Genomic DNA, 17,288 nt, shown 5'->3' with positions numbered 1-17,288 from the left:
CCTACCGCAGGTCGCCGTTGGTCATGCCGTGCGGCGCGGGCGGCAGCGCGATCAGCCCCATCTCCGCACGGCCAGCCAGCAGCCGGTGCCGCGGCACCACCCGCACGCTGTACCCGAACGCGCCGCTGCGGGTCAGCGGCACCTCGCCGACGTAGCGCAGCCCGCCGCCGTCGACCGGGTCGCCGCCCGCCAGCTCCAGGTACGCCGGGTCGATCAGCGCGTCGGACTCGTCCACCCGCCCGTACACCGCCTCCACGGCGGCGTCGGACGGGTCGAGCCCGCCCAGGTCGACGACCACCCGGATCGAGAGCCGGGCGCCGACGTGCGGGCTGTCCTCCCCGCTCGACTCGACGTGCTCGACGCCCACGCCCGGCCACGCCTTGAGGACCCGCTGCTTCCACGCGGCCAGCGCGCGGGCCCCGGCGTACCCGTCGGCGGCCATCGCCCGCGCCGACCGGGCCGCCGGGGTGTAGTAGCCCTCGACGTAGTCGCGCAGCATGCGGGTGGCCAGGACCCGGGGGCCGAGGGTGGCGATGGTGTGCTTGACCATCTCCAGCCAGCGGCGCGGCAGCCCGGCCGAGTCGCGGTCGTAGAACGTCACCGCGACGTGGTCCTCGATCAGCTCGTACATCGCGGCGGCCTCGAGCGCGTCGCGGCGGTCGGGGGCGGCCAGGCCGTCGGCGGACGGGATCGCCCAGCCGTTCTGGCCGTCGTACCACTCGTCCCACCAGCCGTCGCGGACCGACAGGTTGAGCGCGCCGTTCAGCGCGGCCTTCATCCCGGAGGTGCCGCACGCCTCCAGCGGGCGCAGCGGGTTGTTCATCCACACGTCGCAGCCCTGGACGAGCGCGCGGCCCAGCGCCATGTCGTAGTCGGGCAGGAACACGATCCGGTGCCGCACGTCCTCGTCGTCGGCGAACCGGACGATCTCCTGGATGAGCCGCTTGCCGCCCTCGTCGGCCGGGTGCGCCTTGCCCGCGATGACGATCTGCACCGGCCGCACCGGGTCGAGCAGCAGCTCCCGCAGCCGTTCGGGGTCGCGCAGCATCAGGGTGAGCCGCTTGTAGGACGGCACCCGCCGGGCGAACCCGATGGTCAGGACGTCGGGGTCGAGCGCGTCGTCGATCCAGGCGATCTCGGCCTCGCTGGCGCCGCGCTGCCGCCACGACTCGCGCAGCCGGCGCCGGGCGTCGTGCACCAGCCGCTCGCGCAGCACGCGGCGGACCCGCCAGATCTCCCCGGCCGGGACGACGCGGACGCCGTCCCAGCCGCGCCCGCTCTCCACCACGGCGGGCACCTCGCGGGCGGCCAGGTCGAGGATCTCCCGGGCCACCCACGTTCCGGCGTGCACGCCGTTGGTGACCGACCCGACCGGGACCTCGGAGGTGTCGAAACCGGGCCACAGGCCGCCGAACATCTCGCGGCTGACCCGGCCGTGCAGCTCGCTGACGCCGTTGACGCGCTGGGCGAGCCGCATGCCCATGACGGCCATGTTGAACACGGTGCGGTCGCCGTCGGGGTAGCTCTCGGCGCCCAGCTCCAGCACCCGGTGGACGGGGACGTCGGGCGTCTCGTTCACGCCGCCGAAGTAGCGCTGGACCAGCTCGCGCGGGAACCGGTCGATGCCGGCGGGCACGGGCGTGTGGGTGGTGAAGACGGTGCCGGCGCGGACCGCCTCCAGCGCCTCGTCGAAGGTGAGCCCGGCCTCCGAGACCAGCTCGCGGATGCGTTCCAGGCCCAGGAACCCGGCGTGGCCCTCGTTGGTGTGGAACACCTCGGGGGCGGGATGGCCGCTGATCTCGCAGTAGGCGCGGATGGCGCGGACGCCGCCGATGCCCAGCAGCATCTCCTGGAGCAGCCGGTGGTCGCCGCCGCCGCCGTACAGCCGGTCGGTGATGTCGCGGTTGGCCTGGTCGTTCTCCTCGACGTCGGAGTCGAGGAGGAGCTGCGGCACCCGGCCGACCCGGGCCAGCCACACCTGCGCGTGCAGGTCGCGTCCTTGGGGCAGCCCGATGGTGACGTGGACGGGGGCGCCGGACGCGTCGCGCAGCAGCCGCAGCGGCAGCCCGTTGGGGTCGATCGCCGGGTAGTGCTCCAGCTGCCAGCCGTCCGGCGACAGCGATTGGGAGAAGTACCCGTGCCGGTACAGCAGCCCGACGGCGATGATCGGCACGCCCAGGTCGCTGGCGGTCTTGAGATGGTCGCCGGCCAGGATGCCGAGGCCGCCGGAGTACTGCGGCAGCGCGGCGGTGATCCCGTACTCGGGCGAGAAGTAGGCGATGGCGCGCGGCGGCGCGTCCTCGCCGGATCCGGCGAGGCCCTGGTACCAGCGCGGGGCGGTCAGGTAGTCGTTGAGGTCGTCGGAGGCGTCCTGGAGGCGGCGCAGGAAGCGGCGGTCCTCGGACAGCGCCGCCAGCCGGTCGGCCGGGACCTCGCCCAGCAGCCGTACCGGGTCGTGGCCCACGGCCTCCCACAGGGCCGGGTCCACCGACCGGAAGAGGTCGAGCGTCTCGTGGTGCCACGACCAGCGCAGGTTGAGGATCAGCTCCTCCAGGCCGCGCAGCGGCTCCGGCAGGACGGTGCGCACGGTGAATCGTCGAATGGCCTTCACGTACCGTCACGCTAGACAAGACCCGCCGTTGATCGCGAGCCCGCGGGACGAGAGCGTCACCTCCGGGTCCGTTCTTCGCCAAGACCTCCCCAGCGGAGCAACCCCCGCGCCGCGACCGCGCCGACGGCCACGCCGAAGGAGTCGCAGGCCCGGTCGCCGGGGTCGCGCAGCCGCGGCACGGGCGCGGCATGGATCGCGGTGAGCATTCGATCGGTTGCGCAAAGTTATCGCAAGCTACAGGGCGGTAAAGGCGGAATCGCGGGCATGGACGTTTTGAAATCGACGACCGGGTAGGGGATGGCGCATGCAGGGAAGGTCCGGGACGTCCTCGGCGGCCTCCGCGCGACAGGCCGCGACACGGCCGACCGGGCCGCCCCGCGCGCCCGAGACACCGCAGCAGCCTGGAACGCCCGAGGCGTCCGGCGCTCCCGAGCCGGAGCTGGGCCGCATCCCGATCCTGGACGTCGAGCCCCGGGTGGGCGGCGGCCGGTGGCCGGCCAAGGCGGTGGTCGGCGAGACGTTCGAGATCTCCGCGACCGTGTTCCGCGAGGGCCACGAGATGCTCGGCGCCGAGATCGTCCTGCGCGCCCCCGACGGCACCGTGCGCCCGCCGGTGCGGATGACCGACGTGGCGCCCGGCCTGGACCGGCTGGCCGCCCCGGCCACGCCGACCGAGACCGGGCTGTGGCACTTCCGGGTCGAGGCGTGGGGCGACCCGGTCGCGCACTGGCGGCACGACGCGGAGATCAAGGTGCCGCGCGGCCAGGACGTGGAGCTGATGCTCGCCGAGGGGTCGCTGCTGTACGCCCGCGCCGCCGAGGGGCTGCCCGCCGTCCACCGGCAGACGTTCGTCCGGCTGGCCGCCCTGCTCGCCGACGGGACCGTCTCCCCGGACGAGCGGATGGAGGCCGCCCGCCACCCCGACGTCCGCGACCTCGAATGGCGCTACCCGCTGCGCGACCTGCTCACCGTCTCCGCGTGGGCGCCGCTGGTCGTGCACCGCGAGCGGGCGCTGATCGGGTCGTGGTACGAGTTCTTCCCGCGTTCGGAGGGCGCCTCGTACGACCCGATGGGCCGCCGCGGCCCGGCGTCGGGCACCTTCGGAACCGCGATGAAGCGGCTCCCCGCGATCGCCGAGATGGGCTTCGACGTGGTGTACCTGCCGCCGATCCACCCGATCGGCCGCACGTTCCGCAAGGGCCCCAACAACACGCTGGAGGCCGGGCCGTACGATCCGGGCTCGCCCTGGGCGATCGGCTCGGAGGACGGCGGCCACGACGCGATCCACCCCGACCTGGGCACCCTGGAGGACTTCGGGGCGTTCGTGTCCTACGCCGGCGACCTCGGCATGGAGGTCGCGCTCGACCTGGCCCTCCAGTGCTCGCCCGACCACCCGTGGGTGACCGAGCACCCCGAGTGGTTCACCACGCGCGCGGACGGGACGATCGCGTACGCGGAGAACCCGCCCAAGAAGTACCAGGACATCTACCCCCTGAACTTCGACAACGACCCCGAGGGGATCTACCGCGAGGTGCTGCGGGTGGTGCGGCACTGGATGGACCAGGGGGTGCGGATCTTCCGGGTGGACAACCCGCACACCAAGCCGGTCCCGTTCTGGGAGCGGCTGCTGGCGGAGGTCGCCCGGACCGATCCCGACGTGCTGTTCCTGGCCGAGGCGTTCACCCGGCCCGCGATGATGCACACCCTCGCCAAGATCGGGTTCCACCAGTCCTACACCTACTTCACCTGGAAGAACTCGCGCGAGGAGCTGGAGGACTACTTCCGGGAGCTGGCGGGCGGCGCGGCCGCGTACATGCGGCCCAACGTCTTCGTCAACACCCCCGACATCCTCAACGAGTACCTGGTGCACGGGGGGCGCGCCGCGTACGAGATCAGGGCGGTGCTGGCCGCGCTGCTCTCCCCCACCTGGGGCGTCTACTCCGGATACGAGCTGATCGAGAACGTCCCCGTGCGTCCCGGCAGCGAGGAGTACCGCGACTCGGAGAAGTACCAGTACAGGCCGCGGGACTGGGAGGACGCCGAGCGGGAGGGGCGCAGCGTCGCGCCGCTGATCACCCGGCTGAACGACTTCCGGCGGGCGCATCCGGCGCTGCACGGGCTGCGCGGCCTGCGCTTCCACCACCCCGACCAGCCCGAGATCATCGCGTTCTCGAAGACGCACGGCGTCGGGAACGACGCGGCCGGCGGCGCCGCGGGCATGTCCGTGCACACCGTGGGGGCCTCGGGGGAGGCCGCTCCCCTGAGCGGGTTCGACGACGTGGTGCTGGCCGTGGTCAACCTCAACCCCCACCAGGTCCGCGAGGCCACCGTCCACCTGGACCTGCCGGCGCTGGGCCTGCCGGGCGACCGGGACGACGTCGCGTTCGACGTGGTCGACGAGTTGTCCGGCGAGACCTACCGCTGGGGGCGGTCCAACTACGTGCGCCTCGATCCGCATGTCCGGCCGGCCCACATCTTCACGCTCCGGAGAGACGAGAGTTGAGCGACGCGAGCATTCCCCCTCCGCCGGGGGCGGTCCCCGTCGAAGAGCCGATCACGGAGGTCCCGCCCGACGCGTTCGACAGCACGCCGTTCGAGCCCGTGCCGGACGCCTTCGACCCCGAGGTGCCGCGCGATCCGCACTGGTTCAAGACCGCGGTGTTCTACGAGGTGTCGGTGCGGGGGTTCGCCGACTCCAACGGGGACGGGTACGGCGACCTGCGCGGGCTGATCCAGCGGCTGGACCATCTGCAGTGGCTGGGCGTCGACTGCCTGTGGCTGCTGCCGATCTACCGGTCGCCGCTGAAGGACGGCGGCTACGACATCGCCGACTTCACCAAGATCCTGCCCGACTTCGGGGAGCTGGGCGACTTCGTGGAGCTGATCGAGGAGGCGCACGCCCGCGGCATCCGGGTGATCGCCGACCTGGTCATGAACCACACCAGCGACCAGCACCCGTGGTTCCAGGCGTCCCGGAACGATCCGGACGGCCCGTTCGGCGACTTCTACGTGTGGTCGGACACCGACGAGCCGTACCCCGACGCCCGGATCATCTTCGTCGACACCGAGACCTCCAACTGGACCTACGACCCGGTGCGGGGGCAGTACTTCTGGCACCGGTTCTTCTCCCACCAGCCCGACCTGAACTTCGACAACCCCGCGGTGCAGGACGCGATGCTGGAGGTGCTGCGGTTCTGGCTGGACCTGGGCATCGACGGGTTCCGGCTGGACGCGGTGCCGTACCTGTTCGAGCGGGAGGGCACCAACTGCGAGAACCTCCCCGAGACGCACGCCTACCTCAAGCGGGTCCGGTCCGAGGTGGACCGGCTCTACCCCGACCGGGTGCTGCTGGCCGAGGCGAACCAGTGGCCGGCCGACGTGGTGGAGTACTTCGGCGATCCGGCGGCGGGCGGCGACGAGTGCCACATGGCGTTCCACTTCCCGGTGATGCCGCGGATCTTCATGGCGGTGCGGCGGGAGCAGCGCTACCCCATCTCGGAGATCATGACGCAGACGCCGAAGATCCCCGAGAGCTGCCAGTGGGGGATCTTCCTGCGCAACCACGACGAGCTGACGCTCGAGATGGTCACCGACGAAGAGCGCGACTACATGTACGCCGAGTACGCCAAGGATCCCCGGATGAAGGCCAACATCGGGATCCGGCGGCGGCTGGCGCCGCTGCTCGAGAACGACCGCAACCAGCTGGAGCTGTTCACGGCGCTGCTGCTGTCGCTGCCCGGCTCGCCCGTCCTGTACTACGGCGACGAGATCGGCATGGGCGACAACATCTGGCTGGGCGACCGGGACGCGGTGCGCACGCCGATGCAGTGGACCCCGGACCGGAACGCGGGGTTCTCGCAGTGCGACCCGGCCCGGCTCTACCTGCCGGTGATCATGGATCCGATCTACGGGTACCAGGCCGTCAACGTGGAGGCGCAGCGCAACAACCCCGGCTCGCTGCTGCACTGGACCCGGAAGATGATCGAGATCCGGCAGCGGCACCCGGTGTTCGGGGTGGGGTCGTACGTGGAGCTGACCGCGTCCAACCCCAGCGTGCTGGCGTTCGTCCGGGAGATCGGCGAGGGCGAGTCCAACCACTGGGGCGGCATGGACACGGTGCTGTGCGTGAACAACCTGTCCCGCTTCCCGCAGCCGGTGGAGCTGGACCTGCGCCGGTTCCAGGGGTCGGCGCCGGTCGAGTGCATGGGCGGGGTGCGGTTCCCGCCGATCGGGGAGCTGCCGTACCTGCTGACGCTGCCCGGCCACGGTTTCTACTGGTTCCTGCTCCCGCCGCCGCCCGAGCCGCCCGATCCGGGATCCGGCGCCGGGGACCGGGGACCGGAGACGAGGTGATGACGCGATGCGGCCGCTGGACCGTGCCCTGACCGGAGCCCTCGCCCACTGGCTGCCGCGGCAGCGGTGGTTCGCCGGCAAGGACCGGCCGATCGGCGAGGTGACGATCAGTTCCGACACCGAGCTGCCGGTGGCCGCGGGGGACGTCCCCGGCGGCCCGCACGACGCCCCCGGCGCGCACGGCGCGCGCGACGCCCACCGGGCGCACGACGCGTACGGCGCGCACGGCGGCGAGGGCGGTCCCGTCCCGTCGTCGGTGCGGCACGTGGTCGTCGACGTCCGGCAGGGCGCGGACGTCGACCGGTACCAGCTGCTGGTGGGCCGCCGCGACGAGCTGCCCGAACGGCTGCGTCCGGGAGAGATCGGCGAGGACCCCGAGGGCGGGCACCTGTACGACGCCGTCCACGACCCCGGCCTGACCCGCGTGCTGCTGGACGGCATCGCCGCGGAGACCCGGGCGGGCGCGCTGCGGTTCCACCGGGCGCCGGGCGTGGAGATCGAGACCGGGCTGACCGCCGTGCCGGGCTCGGCCGAGCAGAGCAACACCTCGCTGGTCTTCGGTGAGTCCTACATGTGCAAGCTGTTCCGCCGGCTGTCCCCGGGCGTCAACCCGGACCTGGAGGTCAACCTCGCGCTGACCCGGGCGGGCTGCGAGCACGTCGCCGGGGTGCGCGGCTGGATCGAGATGGAGCCGGACGGCGGTGGCGAGCCGATCACGCTGGCGCTGATGTCGGAGTACCTGCGGACCGCGACCGACGGCTGGCAGCTGGCGATCACCAGCGTGCGGGACTGGCTGGCCCATCCCGGCCCGGACGGGCACGGGCGGTATCCGGGCGGCGGGCCCGGCTCGGGCGGGTTCCCCGACCCGACCGGCCGGTCCGCGGCGGGCCTGGGCCGGCACGGCGAGGTGATCTGGGAGAACGGCCGGGCCGCGGCCCCCGAGGAGCACGAGCAGCCCGCCGAGCTGGACGCGGGCGGCGCGGGCGGCGACTTCGCGGCCGAGGCCGAGCGGCTGGGCGCCGCCACCGCCGCCGTGCACCGCGACCTGGCGGTGGCGTTCGGGGTGACGACGGCGCCGGCCGCGCAGGTGCGCGAGCTGGCCCGCGGGATGCACCGCCAGCTCGACGAGGTCAGCGCCGCGGTGCCCGAGCTGGCCCCGCACGCCGGGCCGATCGGCCGGGCGTTCGACGAGCTCGCCGCGCGGGCCGCCGACATCCCGCTGCAGCGCGTGCACGGCGACTACCACCTCGGGCAGGTGATGCGCAGCGAGACGGGCTGGGTGCTGCTGGACTTCGAGGGCGAGCCGGCCCGCTCCCCCGAGGAGCGCCGCGCGATGGCGCATCCGCTGCGGGACGTGGCCGGGATGCTGCGCTCGTTCGAGTACGCGGCGCGCTTCCTGCCCGCCGGCGACGCCAGCCTGTCGCCCGAGGCGGCGCGCGGGCTGGAGCTGCGCGCCAGGGCCTGGGCCGACCGCAACCGGGAGGCGTTCTGCCGCGGCTACGCGGAGGCGGGCGGGGCCGATCCGGCGGCGAACGCGGTGCTGATCCGCGCGCTGGAGCTGGACAAGGCCGTGTACGAGATCCGGTACGAGGCGCGGAACCGGCCCTCGTGGCTGCCCGTGCCGCTGAGGTCGCTGGAGCACATCACCGCCGGCGCGGGCTGAGGCCGGCCGTCCGGGACGGCCCGGCGGACCGCCGGGCCCCGCGACCACGGGGTCGCCGCGGGACCCGGACGAATGACGTCCGCGCGCTACCCGTTCCCGTACCCGCAAAGACGCGGCGGCGTTTTACGGCAATCTCCAGGATCACCCGACTCCCCCGCATTGCGTTATCACCGCGCGGTCGACAATGCCGTCCCGCGGCGCACCGGAAACCTCCCTTTCCTCCGGTAAGGATAAGTACCGCCGACGGCCGCGTTGATCAATTCCCGATTTCCGATCTTGGTCCTTGACCAGTGAAGACGCCGCCTCCGACCTGCGGCTGACCGGAAGCGGCCAGGGGTTCACCATTAACAAATTCGTGATTTCCCGCGTCCCCCGCCGCGCAATGCGTGACGATGCCCTTACCTGCCGGAGCGGTACAGGGTGCGTAGGACCGCCTGCGCCGGGAGTGCTTCGCGAGTTCCTCCAAACATGATGGGCGCACCCGACATCTCAACCGGGAAAGACGCCGACACATACGGGGAATCCCATGCAATCTCCTGACTCTTCCGTGCGCGAGTCCCACGCGCACGCGGAGGGCGCGCCGAGGGCGGCCCGCCTCGGACGCGCCCCGGACCGGTCCCCCGCGCACCGCACCGCCCGCCGCTGGCCCACGGTCACCGCGGTCGTGCCGACCCTCAACGAGGCCGACAACCTCCGCTGGCTCCTGCCGCGGCTCGCCGCCGTGGACGAGATCGTGATCGTGGACGGGCAGTCCACCGACGGGACGGTCGAGTTCGTGCTGTCGGTCCGGCCGGACGCACGGATCATCGTCGAGCCGCCCACCGGGAAGGGCAGCGCCATGCGGACGGGGATGGCCGCGGCGAGCTCCGAGATGATCATCATGCTGGACGCCGACGGCAGCATGGACCCCGCCGAGTTCGACGCGTTCCTGGCGCTGCTGTGCCGCGGCTACGACTTCGTGAAGGGCACCCGGTACGGCTGCGGGGGCGGCTCGGACGACCTGACCGGCCTGCGGCGGCTGGGCAACTCCGCCCTGACCGCGCTGGCCAACGCGCTGTACCGGCAGCACTGGTCGGACCTGTGCTACGGCTACGTCGCGATGCGCCGGGACGCGGTGGAGCGGCTGCGGCTGGAGTCCACCGGCTTCGAGATCGAGACCGAGATGTGCGTCAACGCCGTCCGGGCCGGGCTGCGGATCGCCGAGGTGGTCAGCCACGAGACCGAGCGCCGGCACGGGGAGTCCAACCTCAACACCTGGCGGGACGGCTGGCGGGTGCTCAAGACGATGGTCCGGCTGCGCTTCCGGGGCGCGCTGGAGCCGCTGCCAGGCGACGGCGCCCCCGCCCCCGCCGAGCCGTCCCCGTCCCCGGCTCCGGGCCCGGCCGGACTGCGGCCGGCGGCCGGCGGCCCTCAGCCGCACCGCCACCGAGTGACCGGGACGGCATCACCGTGAAGGTCACCGTGGTGCGCCCGCGCGACCTCGGCCCGGCCGAGATCGGGCGCTGGCGCGAGCTGCAGCTCACCGACCCCGAACTGGGCAACCCGTTCCTGGCGCCCGAGTTCGCCCTGGGGGTCGGCCGGTTCCGGGACGGCGCCCGGATCGCCGTGGTCGAGGACGGCCCGCAGGTCGTGGCGTTCTTCCCCTACGAGCGCGGCCCGGCCGGCATCGGCCACCCGGTCGGGTCCGGCCTCACCGACCTCCAGGGGATCGTCGCCCCGCCCGGCCTGCGCCTGGACGCCCGCGCCCTGCTGCGCGCCTGCGGGCTCGGCGTCTGGGACTTCGACCACCTGCTGGCGCACCAGGCGCTGTTCGCGCCGTACCACGCGGCGCGGCGGGTCGAGCCGGTGATGGACCTGGGCGCCGGGTTCGCGGCGTTCGAGGGGGAGATGCGGCGGGCCGCGCCCAAGACCCACCGGACCCTCCGCTACAAGGAGCGCAAGCTCGGCCGCGAGGTCGGCGAGGTGCGGTACGTGTTCGCCTCCGCCGACCCCGCCGACCTGCGCCGGCTGATGGAGTGGAAGTCCGCGCAGTACACCCGGACGGGCCGCGCCGACCGGTTCGCCCGGCCCTGGATCGTGCGGCTGGTGCGGCACTTCCACGAGACCGGCTTCGGGGTGCTCAGCGTGCTGTGGGCCGGGGAGGAACCGGTGTCGGCGCACTTCGGCCTGCGCGGCGGCACGGTCATGGCGGGCTGGTTCCCCGCCTACGACGTCCGCTTCGGCAGGTACTCCCCCGGCATGCTCGGCCATCTGCGGCTGGCCCGCGGCTGCGCGGAGGCCGGCGTCGCCGAGATCGCGATGGGCCGCGGCGGCAAGGAGTTCAAGGAGTGCTTCAAGGGCCGCGAGATCCCCATCGCCGAGGGCCGGGTCGCCCGCCGCACCGCGGGCGCGGGCCTGCACTGGGTGCGCGCCGCGCCGCTCGGCCGGGCGCGCGGCGCCGTGCTGGACCACCCGGCGCTCTACCGGCGCGCCGACCGCGTCCTGAAGACCTGCGCCAGGCTGAGGGGGCGGACGCGATGACCGTGCCCGGCCCCCGCTTCTCGGTCGTCGTCTGCGCCTACACCGACCGGCGCTGGGACGATGTGCACGCCGCGGTCGCGTCCGTGCGCGCGCAGCGGCACGCGCCCGAGGAGATCATCCTGGTCGTCGACCACAATCCGGACCTGCGCGACCGGCTCAGGCGCTCGCTGCGCGACGTCGCGGTCGTGCCGAACGCCGGGGCGCGCGGCCTGTCGGGCGGCAAGAACACCGGCGTCGCGGCCGCCCGCGGCGACGTGGTGGCCTTCCTCGACGACGACGCGGTGGCCGCGCCGGGCTGGCTCGCCGCGTTCGCCCGGCACTACGCCGACCCGCGGACCGCGGGCGTCGGCGGCCTGACGCTGCCGCTGTGGCCGGGCTCGACGCCGCCGGCCGGGCCGGCCTCGTCCGCGGAGCCGGATCCGGAGCCGGCCGGGCGGCGCCCGCGCTGGTTCCCCGAGGAGTTCGACTGGACGGTCGGGTGCACCTACCGCGGCCTGGTCCCCGGTCCGGTGCGGAACCTGATGGGCGGCAACGCCTCGTTCCGCAGCGAGGCGTTCCCGATCGCCGGCGGCTTCGACAGCGGCATCGGCCGCACCTTCAGCGGGCGGCCCCTGGGCTGCGAGGAGACCGAGTTCTGCATCCGGCTGCGCCAGCGCAGCCCCGGGTCCGAGCTGGTGTACGACGACGGCGCCGTCATCTGGCACCGCGTCCCGGCCGAGCGCGCCCGGTTCGCCTACTTCCGCGAACGCTGCTACGCCGAGGGCCTGTCCAAGGCCCTGGTCACCCGGAGCGTGGGCAGCCAGGACGGCCTGGCCAGCGAGCGCGCCCACGTCCTCAGGACGCTGCCCCTGGGCGCGCTGCACGGCGTCGGCGACGCCCTCCGCGGCGACCCGGCCGGCCTCGGCCGCGCCTCCGCCATCTCCGTCGGGCTGGCCTGGACGGCGTGGGGGTACGCCATGGGCCGCTTCGGGGGCGCGTGACCGTGCGCTCCGTGCCCGTGCTCATGTACCACTCGATCGCCGACCGGCCGCCGCGCGCGACCGCCGGGCTCGCGGTGCGTCCCGCCGCGTTCGCCGACCAGATGGCGCTGCTGGCGGACGAGGGCTTCACGCCCGTCCCGTTCTCGGCGCTGGCGGGGGGCGCGGCCGGGGTCCGGCGCCCGATCGCCCTCACCTTCGACGACGGCTACGCCGACTTCCACGCGGCGGCGCTGCCCGTCCTGGAGCGGCACGGCTTCGCGGCGACCGTGTTCGTCACCACCGGCTGGCTGGCCGACGCCGGACCGGACGCGGCCGGCCGCCCGCCGACCGCGATGATGGCGTGGTCGCAGGTGCGGGAGTCGGCGGCGTCCGGGATCGAGATCGGCGCCCACAGCCACGGCCACCCGCAGCTCGACCAGCTCCCGGACCCGGCGCTCGCCGACGAGCTGACCCGCAGCCGCGGCCTCCTGGAGGATCGGCTCGGCACGGCCGTCACCACGATGGCCTACCCGTACGGCTACTCCAGCGCGCGGGTGCGGCGCGCGGTCCGCGCCGCCGGGTACGACAGCGCCTGCGCCGTCGCCAACCGCCTCGCGCCCCTTCCCCCCGCGGCGGACGGCACGCTGACCGTCCCCCGGCTGACCGTCCGCGCCTCGACCACGCTCGCCACGTTCGCCCGGATCGCCGGCGGGCGGCGCATCCCCCTGATCTTCCTCCGGGACCGGGCGCTGACGAAGGGGTACGCCGCCGTCCGGCGGACCCGCCACGGGCTGCGGCGGGTGAGCCGCCATGGCTGATCTGGCCGTCGCCGGGCGGCTGCGCCGCGAGCTGTCCGACCCGCTGTTCCGCAACGCCTACGCGCTGGTCGCCAACGGCGGGCTCACCGGGCTGCTGGGGCTGGCGTACTGGGGCCTGGGCGCCGCGCTGTACGCCCCCGAGGCCATGGGCCGCGACTGGGCCGTGATCCAGGCGATCATGTTCGTGGGCGGCGTGACGATGCTCAACTTCCTGCTCATCCGGTTCGTCCCGCAGACCGCCCGGCGCACCCGCGCGCTGGTGCTGGCCTGCTACGCCGCCGGCGCGGCCGCGGCGGCCCTGCTCGCCCTCGGCTTCCTGCTCACCCTGGACCTGTGGGGCGAGTCGTTCGCCCACCTCGGCGGCTGGCGGACCGGGCTGTGGTTCCTGGCCATGGCGGTGGCGTGGAACCTGTGGAACCAGCAGGAGGGCGTGTTCACCGGGCTGCGGCACGCCGGCTGGGTCCCGGTCGTGAACGCGGCCTTCGGCGTGGCCAAGCTGCTGCTGCTGGTCGCGCTGGCGACGGCGTTCCCCTCCGGCGGGGTGACGCTGTCGTGGTTCGTGCCCGCCATCGCGATGCTCGTCCCGGTCGGCCTGCTCGTCTTCGGGCGGCTGATCCCCGAGCACAGCCGCCGCAACCTCGGCCGCGGCGCCCGCCCCACCCGCCGCGACATCGCCCGGTACGCCGGGGGCGCCTACCTGGGCGGCGCGTTCCAGTACGCCTCGGTCAGCCTGGTCCCGGTCGTGGTGGCCGCGCACCTCGACCCGGCCGCCAACGCCTACTTCCAGATGGCCTGGGCGCTGGGCATCATGCTCGACCTGCTCGCCCTCACCCTGTCGACGTCGCTGACCGTCGAGGGGTCCTTCGACCGGGAACGGCTCGCCGGGTCCGCGGCGGCCGCGCTGCGCCGCACGCTCACCCTGATGACCCCGGCCGTCCTGCTCGTGGTGGCGGCGGCACCGCTCGGGCTGCGCCTCTTCGGCCACGAGTACGCCGAACGGGGCGCGCCGCTGCTGCAGACGCTGGCACTGGCCGCGCTGCCCAAGGCGATCATCGAGCTGTACATCGGGGTGCTGCGGGTGGAGAGCCGCACCCGGCTGATCGCCGCGCTGCAGGCGGTCCGGTTCCTCGGGGTGCTGGCGCTGGTGCCGGTGGTGATCGACCCGGACCGGCTGGCCACCACCGGCCTGGCCATCGTCGGCGTGAACACCATCGTCGCGGCGCTCGTGCTGCCCGGCCTGCTGAGCGCGACCCGGGACGGGCCATGAACGTGACGGCACTCCCGGCGCGCCGGGAAGCCCCGGCCGCTCCCCCGTCACCCCCGGGCACCCCGCGCCTCCTCCTGGCCGCCCTGATCACGTCCCTGCTGACCGGCGCCGCGCTGTTCTGGCTGCCGCTGCGCGGCGTGGACCTGGAGGAGCTGACCGGCCACGGCCTCATCGGCGTCCTGCCCGCCGCCACCCTCGCCGGCGCCGCCGTGATCGTGCTGACCTTCATGGCCACGCTCGCGCTCCGCACGCCCCACCGGCCGCTCCTCGCCGCCCAGATCGGCGTGCTGATCATCTCGCTGCACGGCGTCACGCCGGCGCTGGAGCCGATCGCCCGCTTCCCCACCGCCTGGCAGACCGCCGGGTTCATCGAGTACGTCTCCCGCACCGGGACCGTCGCCTGGGACCTGGACGCCCGCTTCTCCACCCCCGGCTTCTTCGCCTTCGTCTCCTTCGTCATGAAGGCGGCCGGGCAGCACGACATCGAGCCGGTGCTGCGCTGGGCGCCCCCCGTCACCAACCTGATGTACCTGGTGCCGTACGCGCTGATCCTGCGGGCGCTGCGGGCGTCCTGGCGGGCCAAGTGGTTCGCGGCCTGGCTGTTCATCGCGGCCAACTGGGTCGGGCAGGACTACCTGTCCCCGCAGGCGTTCGCGTACCTGCTCTACCTGTACTTCGTCGCGATCCTGGTCAACTGGTTCCGCCACCGCGAGTGGACCCCGCGGCGGAGGGGCCGCCGCCGTACCGTCCGGCGTCCCAAGGACCCCGGGGAGCTGCCCGCGCCCGCCGTCCCGGCCCGGGAACGCTCGATCCTGTTCGTCCTGCTGTTCCTCCTCCTGCTGGCCGGGACCGCCGCGCACCAGCTCACCCCGTTCCTGATGACGGCCGCGTGCGCCGGGCTGGTGCTGGTGCGCCGCTGCGAGCTGCGCGGCCTGCCGTTCATCGCCGGCGTCGTGTACGCGGCGTGGATCAGCTTCATGACGGTCGGCCACTGGTCGAGCCGCAAGGAGGAGATCTTCGGCGGCCTCGGCAAGGTGTTCACCAACGTGCAGCAGAGCACCGGCGGCCGGCTCGGCGACGCGGCCGGCGAGACCCGCGACATCCAGCTGCTGCGGATCCTCATCGCCGTGACCGTGGTGGTACTGGCACTGGCCGGGCTGCTGCGGCGCCGCGCCCGGGGCATCGACGACCGGGTCGCGCCGGTGCTGATGCTGGTGCCGTTCTCCTCGTTCGGGCTGCAGAACTACGGCGGCGAGATCGCGCTGCGGATCTACTTCTTCATGCTGCCCGCCGCCTGCCTGCTGATCGCCTACCTGTTCTTCCCGGCGCCGCGCGCCGGCACCCGCCGCCACTGGCCGACGGTGGCGCTCGCCTCCGCGTTCGCCCTCCTGCTGACCGGAGGCTTCCTCACCGTCCGGTACGGCAACGAGCGCTACGAGCAGGTCCGCCAGAGCGACGTGACCGCCTTCGACGTGATGCTGCGCGAGCACCAGGGCGCGATCGGCGTGGTCTGGCTGAGCGCCGAGGACCCCGACCTGGTCGGCGGGACGCCGGTGATGCCGTGGTCGTACCGCGGCTGGGAACGGTTCACCTACACCCCCGTCATCGCCGACCGGGACGACCCCGCCGACGTCTCGCGGATCCTCCGGCGCCTCGGCGAGCAGGGACCCGGCGGCTTCTTCGTCACCACCCGCGGCCACGAGGACTTCCAGGTGCTGACCGCGGGCCTGGCCCCCGACTACGGCCCCCGGATGCGGCGCGCGCTGGCGTCCCACCCGGCGATCCGCACGGTCTTCGCCGACCGCGACGCCGCCGTCTTCCGACTGCGGAACCCGCCACCGGAACCGGTGGCCCAGGTGCCGCCCCCGGCGGGCCTCGGCCTGCGCTCCTCCCCCTGGACCCCGGCCGGGCTCGTCTACCTGCCGGTCCTGCTGGGCGTGCTGCTGACCCGCGAGCTGCGCCGCCTGCGCGTCCCGCCCGGCGGGCAGGCCCGCCTGCGGCCGCTGACCGTCCTGGCGGTCCCGCTGTTCGTCAGCGTGGTCGCGGTCATCGTGGAGAGGTTCGTGGTGATCCGGTGACCCTCCTGCTGCTGGCCCTGCTCTTCGTCGCGCCGGGCGCGGCCTTCTGGACCCTGGTACGGAACCTGGACCCGATCGGCCGCCTGGTGGCCGCCGCCGCCGCGAGCATCGTCACGGTCGCCTGCACGGCCCAGCTCATGCTGATGACCGGCACCTGGTCGCCCCGCGCCGGCCTGGCCGCCGTCCTCCTCATCAGCACCCTGGTCGCCGTCCCCCGCCTCCCGCTCAGAGATCGATCGCGAAGTCGAGGACCACGCGGTCGGCGGGGATGACGATGTCGCGGCACACCTCCAGGACGCGGGGGCCCGACAGGAGCCGGCGGGTGATGGTGAGGACGGGGACGCCGGCGCCCATCCGCAGGGTCTCGGACTCCTCCGGGGTGGGCATCCGCGAGGTCACCGACTCCTCGACCCGGGTCGGGGGGTGGCCGAGGAAGCGGAGCTGGGCGAGGGTGCCGCCGGGCCAGGGCTCGTTGGCGGGGTCGGCGACGGGGGTGTCGCCGACCACGTCCCACGGCAGGTAGTTGACGGAGATCTGCTGAGGTTCGCCGCGAGCGTAGAAGACGAAGCGGCGGCGGAGCATCTCGGTGCCGGGGGCGAGTTCGAAGAGTTCGGCGAGGGGGGCGTCGGCGGTGGTCCGGGTGAACTCCCGGTCGAGGCGGTACTCGTTCCAGGAGATCCGCTGGTCGTGGGTGAACGTGGTCGCGGGCACGGCCATCGGCCGGGTCACGCTGCGGTAGCGGTCCATGGCGACGCGGCGTACCGGGGGCGCCACCTTCACGATCGTCCCGCCGCCGCGGCGGGTCTCGACCAGGCCCTCGCCGCGCAGCAGGGCGATCGCCTGGCGCACGACGATCTCCGAGACCCCGTGCTCGGCGCGCAGGTCGGCCATGGTGGGCAGGCGCGCCCCCTGCGGGTAGCGGCCGTCCCTGATCCGGGCCCGCAGCTGGTCGGCAATACGGAGGTAGGCCGGACGGTCCGGCACCGGCATCACCTTCTCTCGTCCCCCGGCCCACCGTT

12 protein-coding genes are annotated in these 17,288 nt (G+C 73.8%); 10 read left to right on the top strand and 2 right to left on the bottom strand.

Features of this window, described 5'->3' with window-relative positions:
• Position 1 precedes the first annotated feature (1 nt).
• Positions 2–2,611 carry an alpha-glucan family phosphorylase gene (gene glgP / locus ACZ466_RS32500; protein ID WP_378282433.1) on the bottom strand — a complete coding sequence of 870 codons (2,610 nt, stop codon included), beginning with the start codon at positions 2,609–2,611 and terminating at the stop codon, positions 2–4.
• A gap of 304 nt (positions 2,612–2,915) precedes the next feature.
• On the opposite strand from glgP, the gene ACZ466_RS32495 reads away from it, so the two are divergent.
• The 10 genes from ACZ466_RS32495 to ACZ466_RS32450 all read left to right on the top strand — a co-directional run bounded on the left by ACZ466_RS32495 (position 2,916) and on the right by ACZ466_RS32450 (position 16,541).
• Positions 2,916–5,114, top strand: a complete 2,199-nt coding sequence (locus ACZ466_RS32495) for an alpha-1,4-glucan--maltose-1-phosphate maltosyltransferase (protein WP_378282434.1) — start codon at positions 2,916–2,918, stop codon at positions 5,112–5,114.
• 50 nt (positions 5,115–5,164) lie between these two features.
• A complete protein-coding gene (gene treS, locus ACZ466_RS32490) occupies positions 5,165–6,964 on the top strand; it encodes a maltose alpha-D-glucosyltransferase (RefSeq protein WP_378282524.1) in 1,800 nt (599 codons plus the stop codon).
• A 7-nt stretch (positions 6,965–6,971) separates the two neighbouring features.
• Positions 6,972–8,627 carry a maltokinase N-terminal cap-like domain-containing protein gene (locus ACZ466_RS32485; protein WP_378282435.1) on the top strand — a complete coding sequence of 552 codons (1,656 nt, stop codon included), beginning with the start codon at positions 6,972–6,974 and terminating at the stop codon, positions 8,625–8,627.
• Positions 8,628–9,174: 547 nt separating this feature from the next.
• The gene (locus ACZ466_RS32480) at positions 9,175–10,080 is read left to right on the top strand and encodes a glycosyltransferase family 2 protein (RefSeq protein WP_378282436.1); all 906 of its coding nucleotides are present in this window, start codon (positions 9,175–9,177) and stop codon (positions 10,078–10,080) included.
• Positions 10,077–11,147, top strand: coding sequence for a GNAT family N-acetyltransferase (locus ACZ466_RS32475; protein WP_378282437.1), 1,071 nt, complete (start codon positions 10,077–10,079; stop codon positions 11,145–11,147). The genes ACZ466_RS32480 and ACZ466_RS32475 overlap by 4 nt, the downstream gene beginning before the upstream one ends.
• Entirely contained in the window at positions 11,144–12,127 is a 984-nt protein-coding gene (locus ACZ466_RS32470) for a glycosyltransferase family 2 protein (protein WP_378282438.1), read from the top strand. Before ACZ466_RS32475 ends, ACZ466_RS32470 begins: the two co-directional genes overlap by 4 nt.
• An 11-nt stretch (positions 12,128–12,138) precedes the next feature.
• Complete coding sequence (locus ACZ466_RS32465; protein WP_378282439.1) at positions 12,139–12,924, top strand: polysaccharide deacetylase family protein; 786 nt, start codon at positions 12,139–12,141, stop codon at positions 12,922–12,924.
• On the top strand, positions 12,917–14,191 hold the full coding sequence (locus ACZ466_RS32460) for a hypothetical protein (protein ID WP_378282440.1): 1,275 nt from the start codon (positions 12,917–12,919) through the stop codon (positions 14,189–14,191). The genes ACZ466_RS32465 and ACZ466_RS32460 overlap by 8 nt, the downstream gene beginning before the upstream one ends.
• On the top strand, positions 14,188–16,269 hold the full coding sequence (locus ACZ466_RS32455) for a hypothetical protein (RefSeq protein ID WP_378282441.1): 2,082 nt from the start codon (positions 14,188–14,190) through the stop codon (positions 16,267–16,269). The genes ACZ466_RS32460 and ACZ466_RS32455 overlap by 4 nt, the downstream gene beginning before the upstream one ends.
• A complete protein-coding gene (locus ACZ466_RS32450; protein ID WP_378282442.1) occupies positions 16,266–16,541 on the top strand; it encodes a hypothetical protein in 276 nt (91 codons plus the stop codon). Before ACZ466_RS32455 ends, ACZ466_RS32450 begins: the two co-directional genes overlap by 4 nt.
• On the opposite strand, the gene ACZ466_RS32445 is transcribed toward ACZ466_RS32450, so the two are convergent.
• A complete protein-coding gene (locus tag ACZ466_RS32445; RefSeq protein WP_378282443.1) occupies positions 16,495–17,259 on the bottom strand; it encodes a GntR family transcriptional regulator in 765 nt (254 codons plus the stop codon). The two genes, ACZ466_RS32450 and ACZ466_RS32445, sit on opposite strands and share 47 nt — an antisense overlap.
• Positions 17,260–17,288: the final 29 nt, after the last annotated feature.

The organism is Actinomadura rugatobispora (assembly GCF_055379765.1).
The sequence above is the reverse complement of the archived record's forward strand: the minus strand, read 5'-3'. Positions and strand labels throughout refer to the sequence as shown.

Coding starts and splice junctions, on each gene's coding strand:
- ACZ466_RS32470 (WP_378282438.1), top strand. CDS start 11,144: ATGACCGTGCCCGGCCCCCGCTTCTCGGTCGTCGTCTGCGCCTACACC.
- ACZ466_RS32495 (WP_378282434.1), top strand. CDS start 2,916: ATGCAGGGAAGGTCCGGGACGTCCTCGGCGGCCTCCGCGCGACAGGCC.
- ACZ466_RS32485 (WP_378282435.1), top strand. CDS start 6,972: ATGCGGCCGCTGGACCGTGCCCTGACCGGAGCCCTCGCCCACTGGCTG.
- ACZ466_RS32455 (WP_378282441.1), top strand. CDS start 14,188: ATGAACGTGACGGCACTCCCGGCGCGCCGGGAAGCCCCGGCCGCTCCC.
- ACZ466_RS32445 (WP_378282443.1), bottom strand. CDS start 17,259: ATGCCGGTGCCGGACCGTCCGGCCTACCTCCGTATTGCCGACCAGCTG.
- ACZ466_RS32460 (WP_378282440.1), top strand. CDS start 12,917: ATGGCTGATCTGGCCGTCGCCGGGCGGCTGCGCCGCGAGCTGTCCGAC.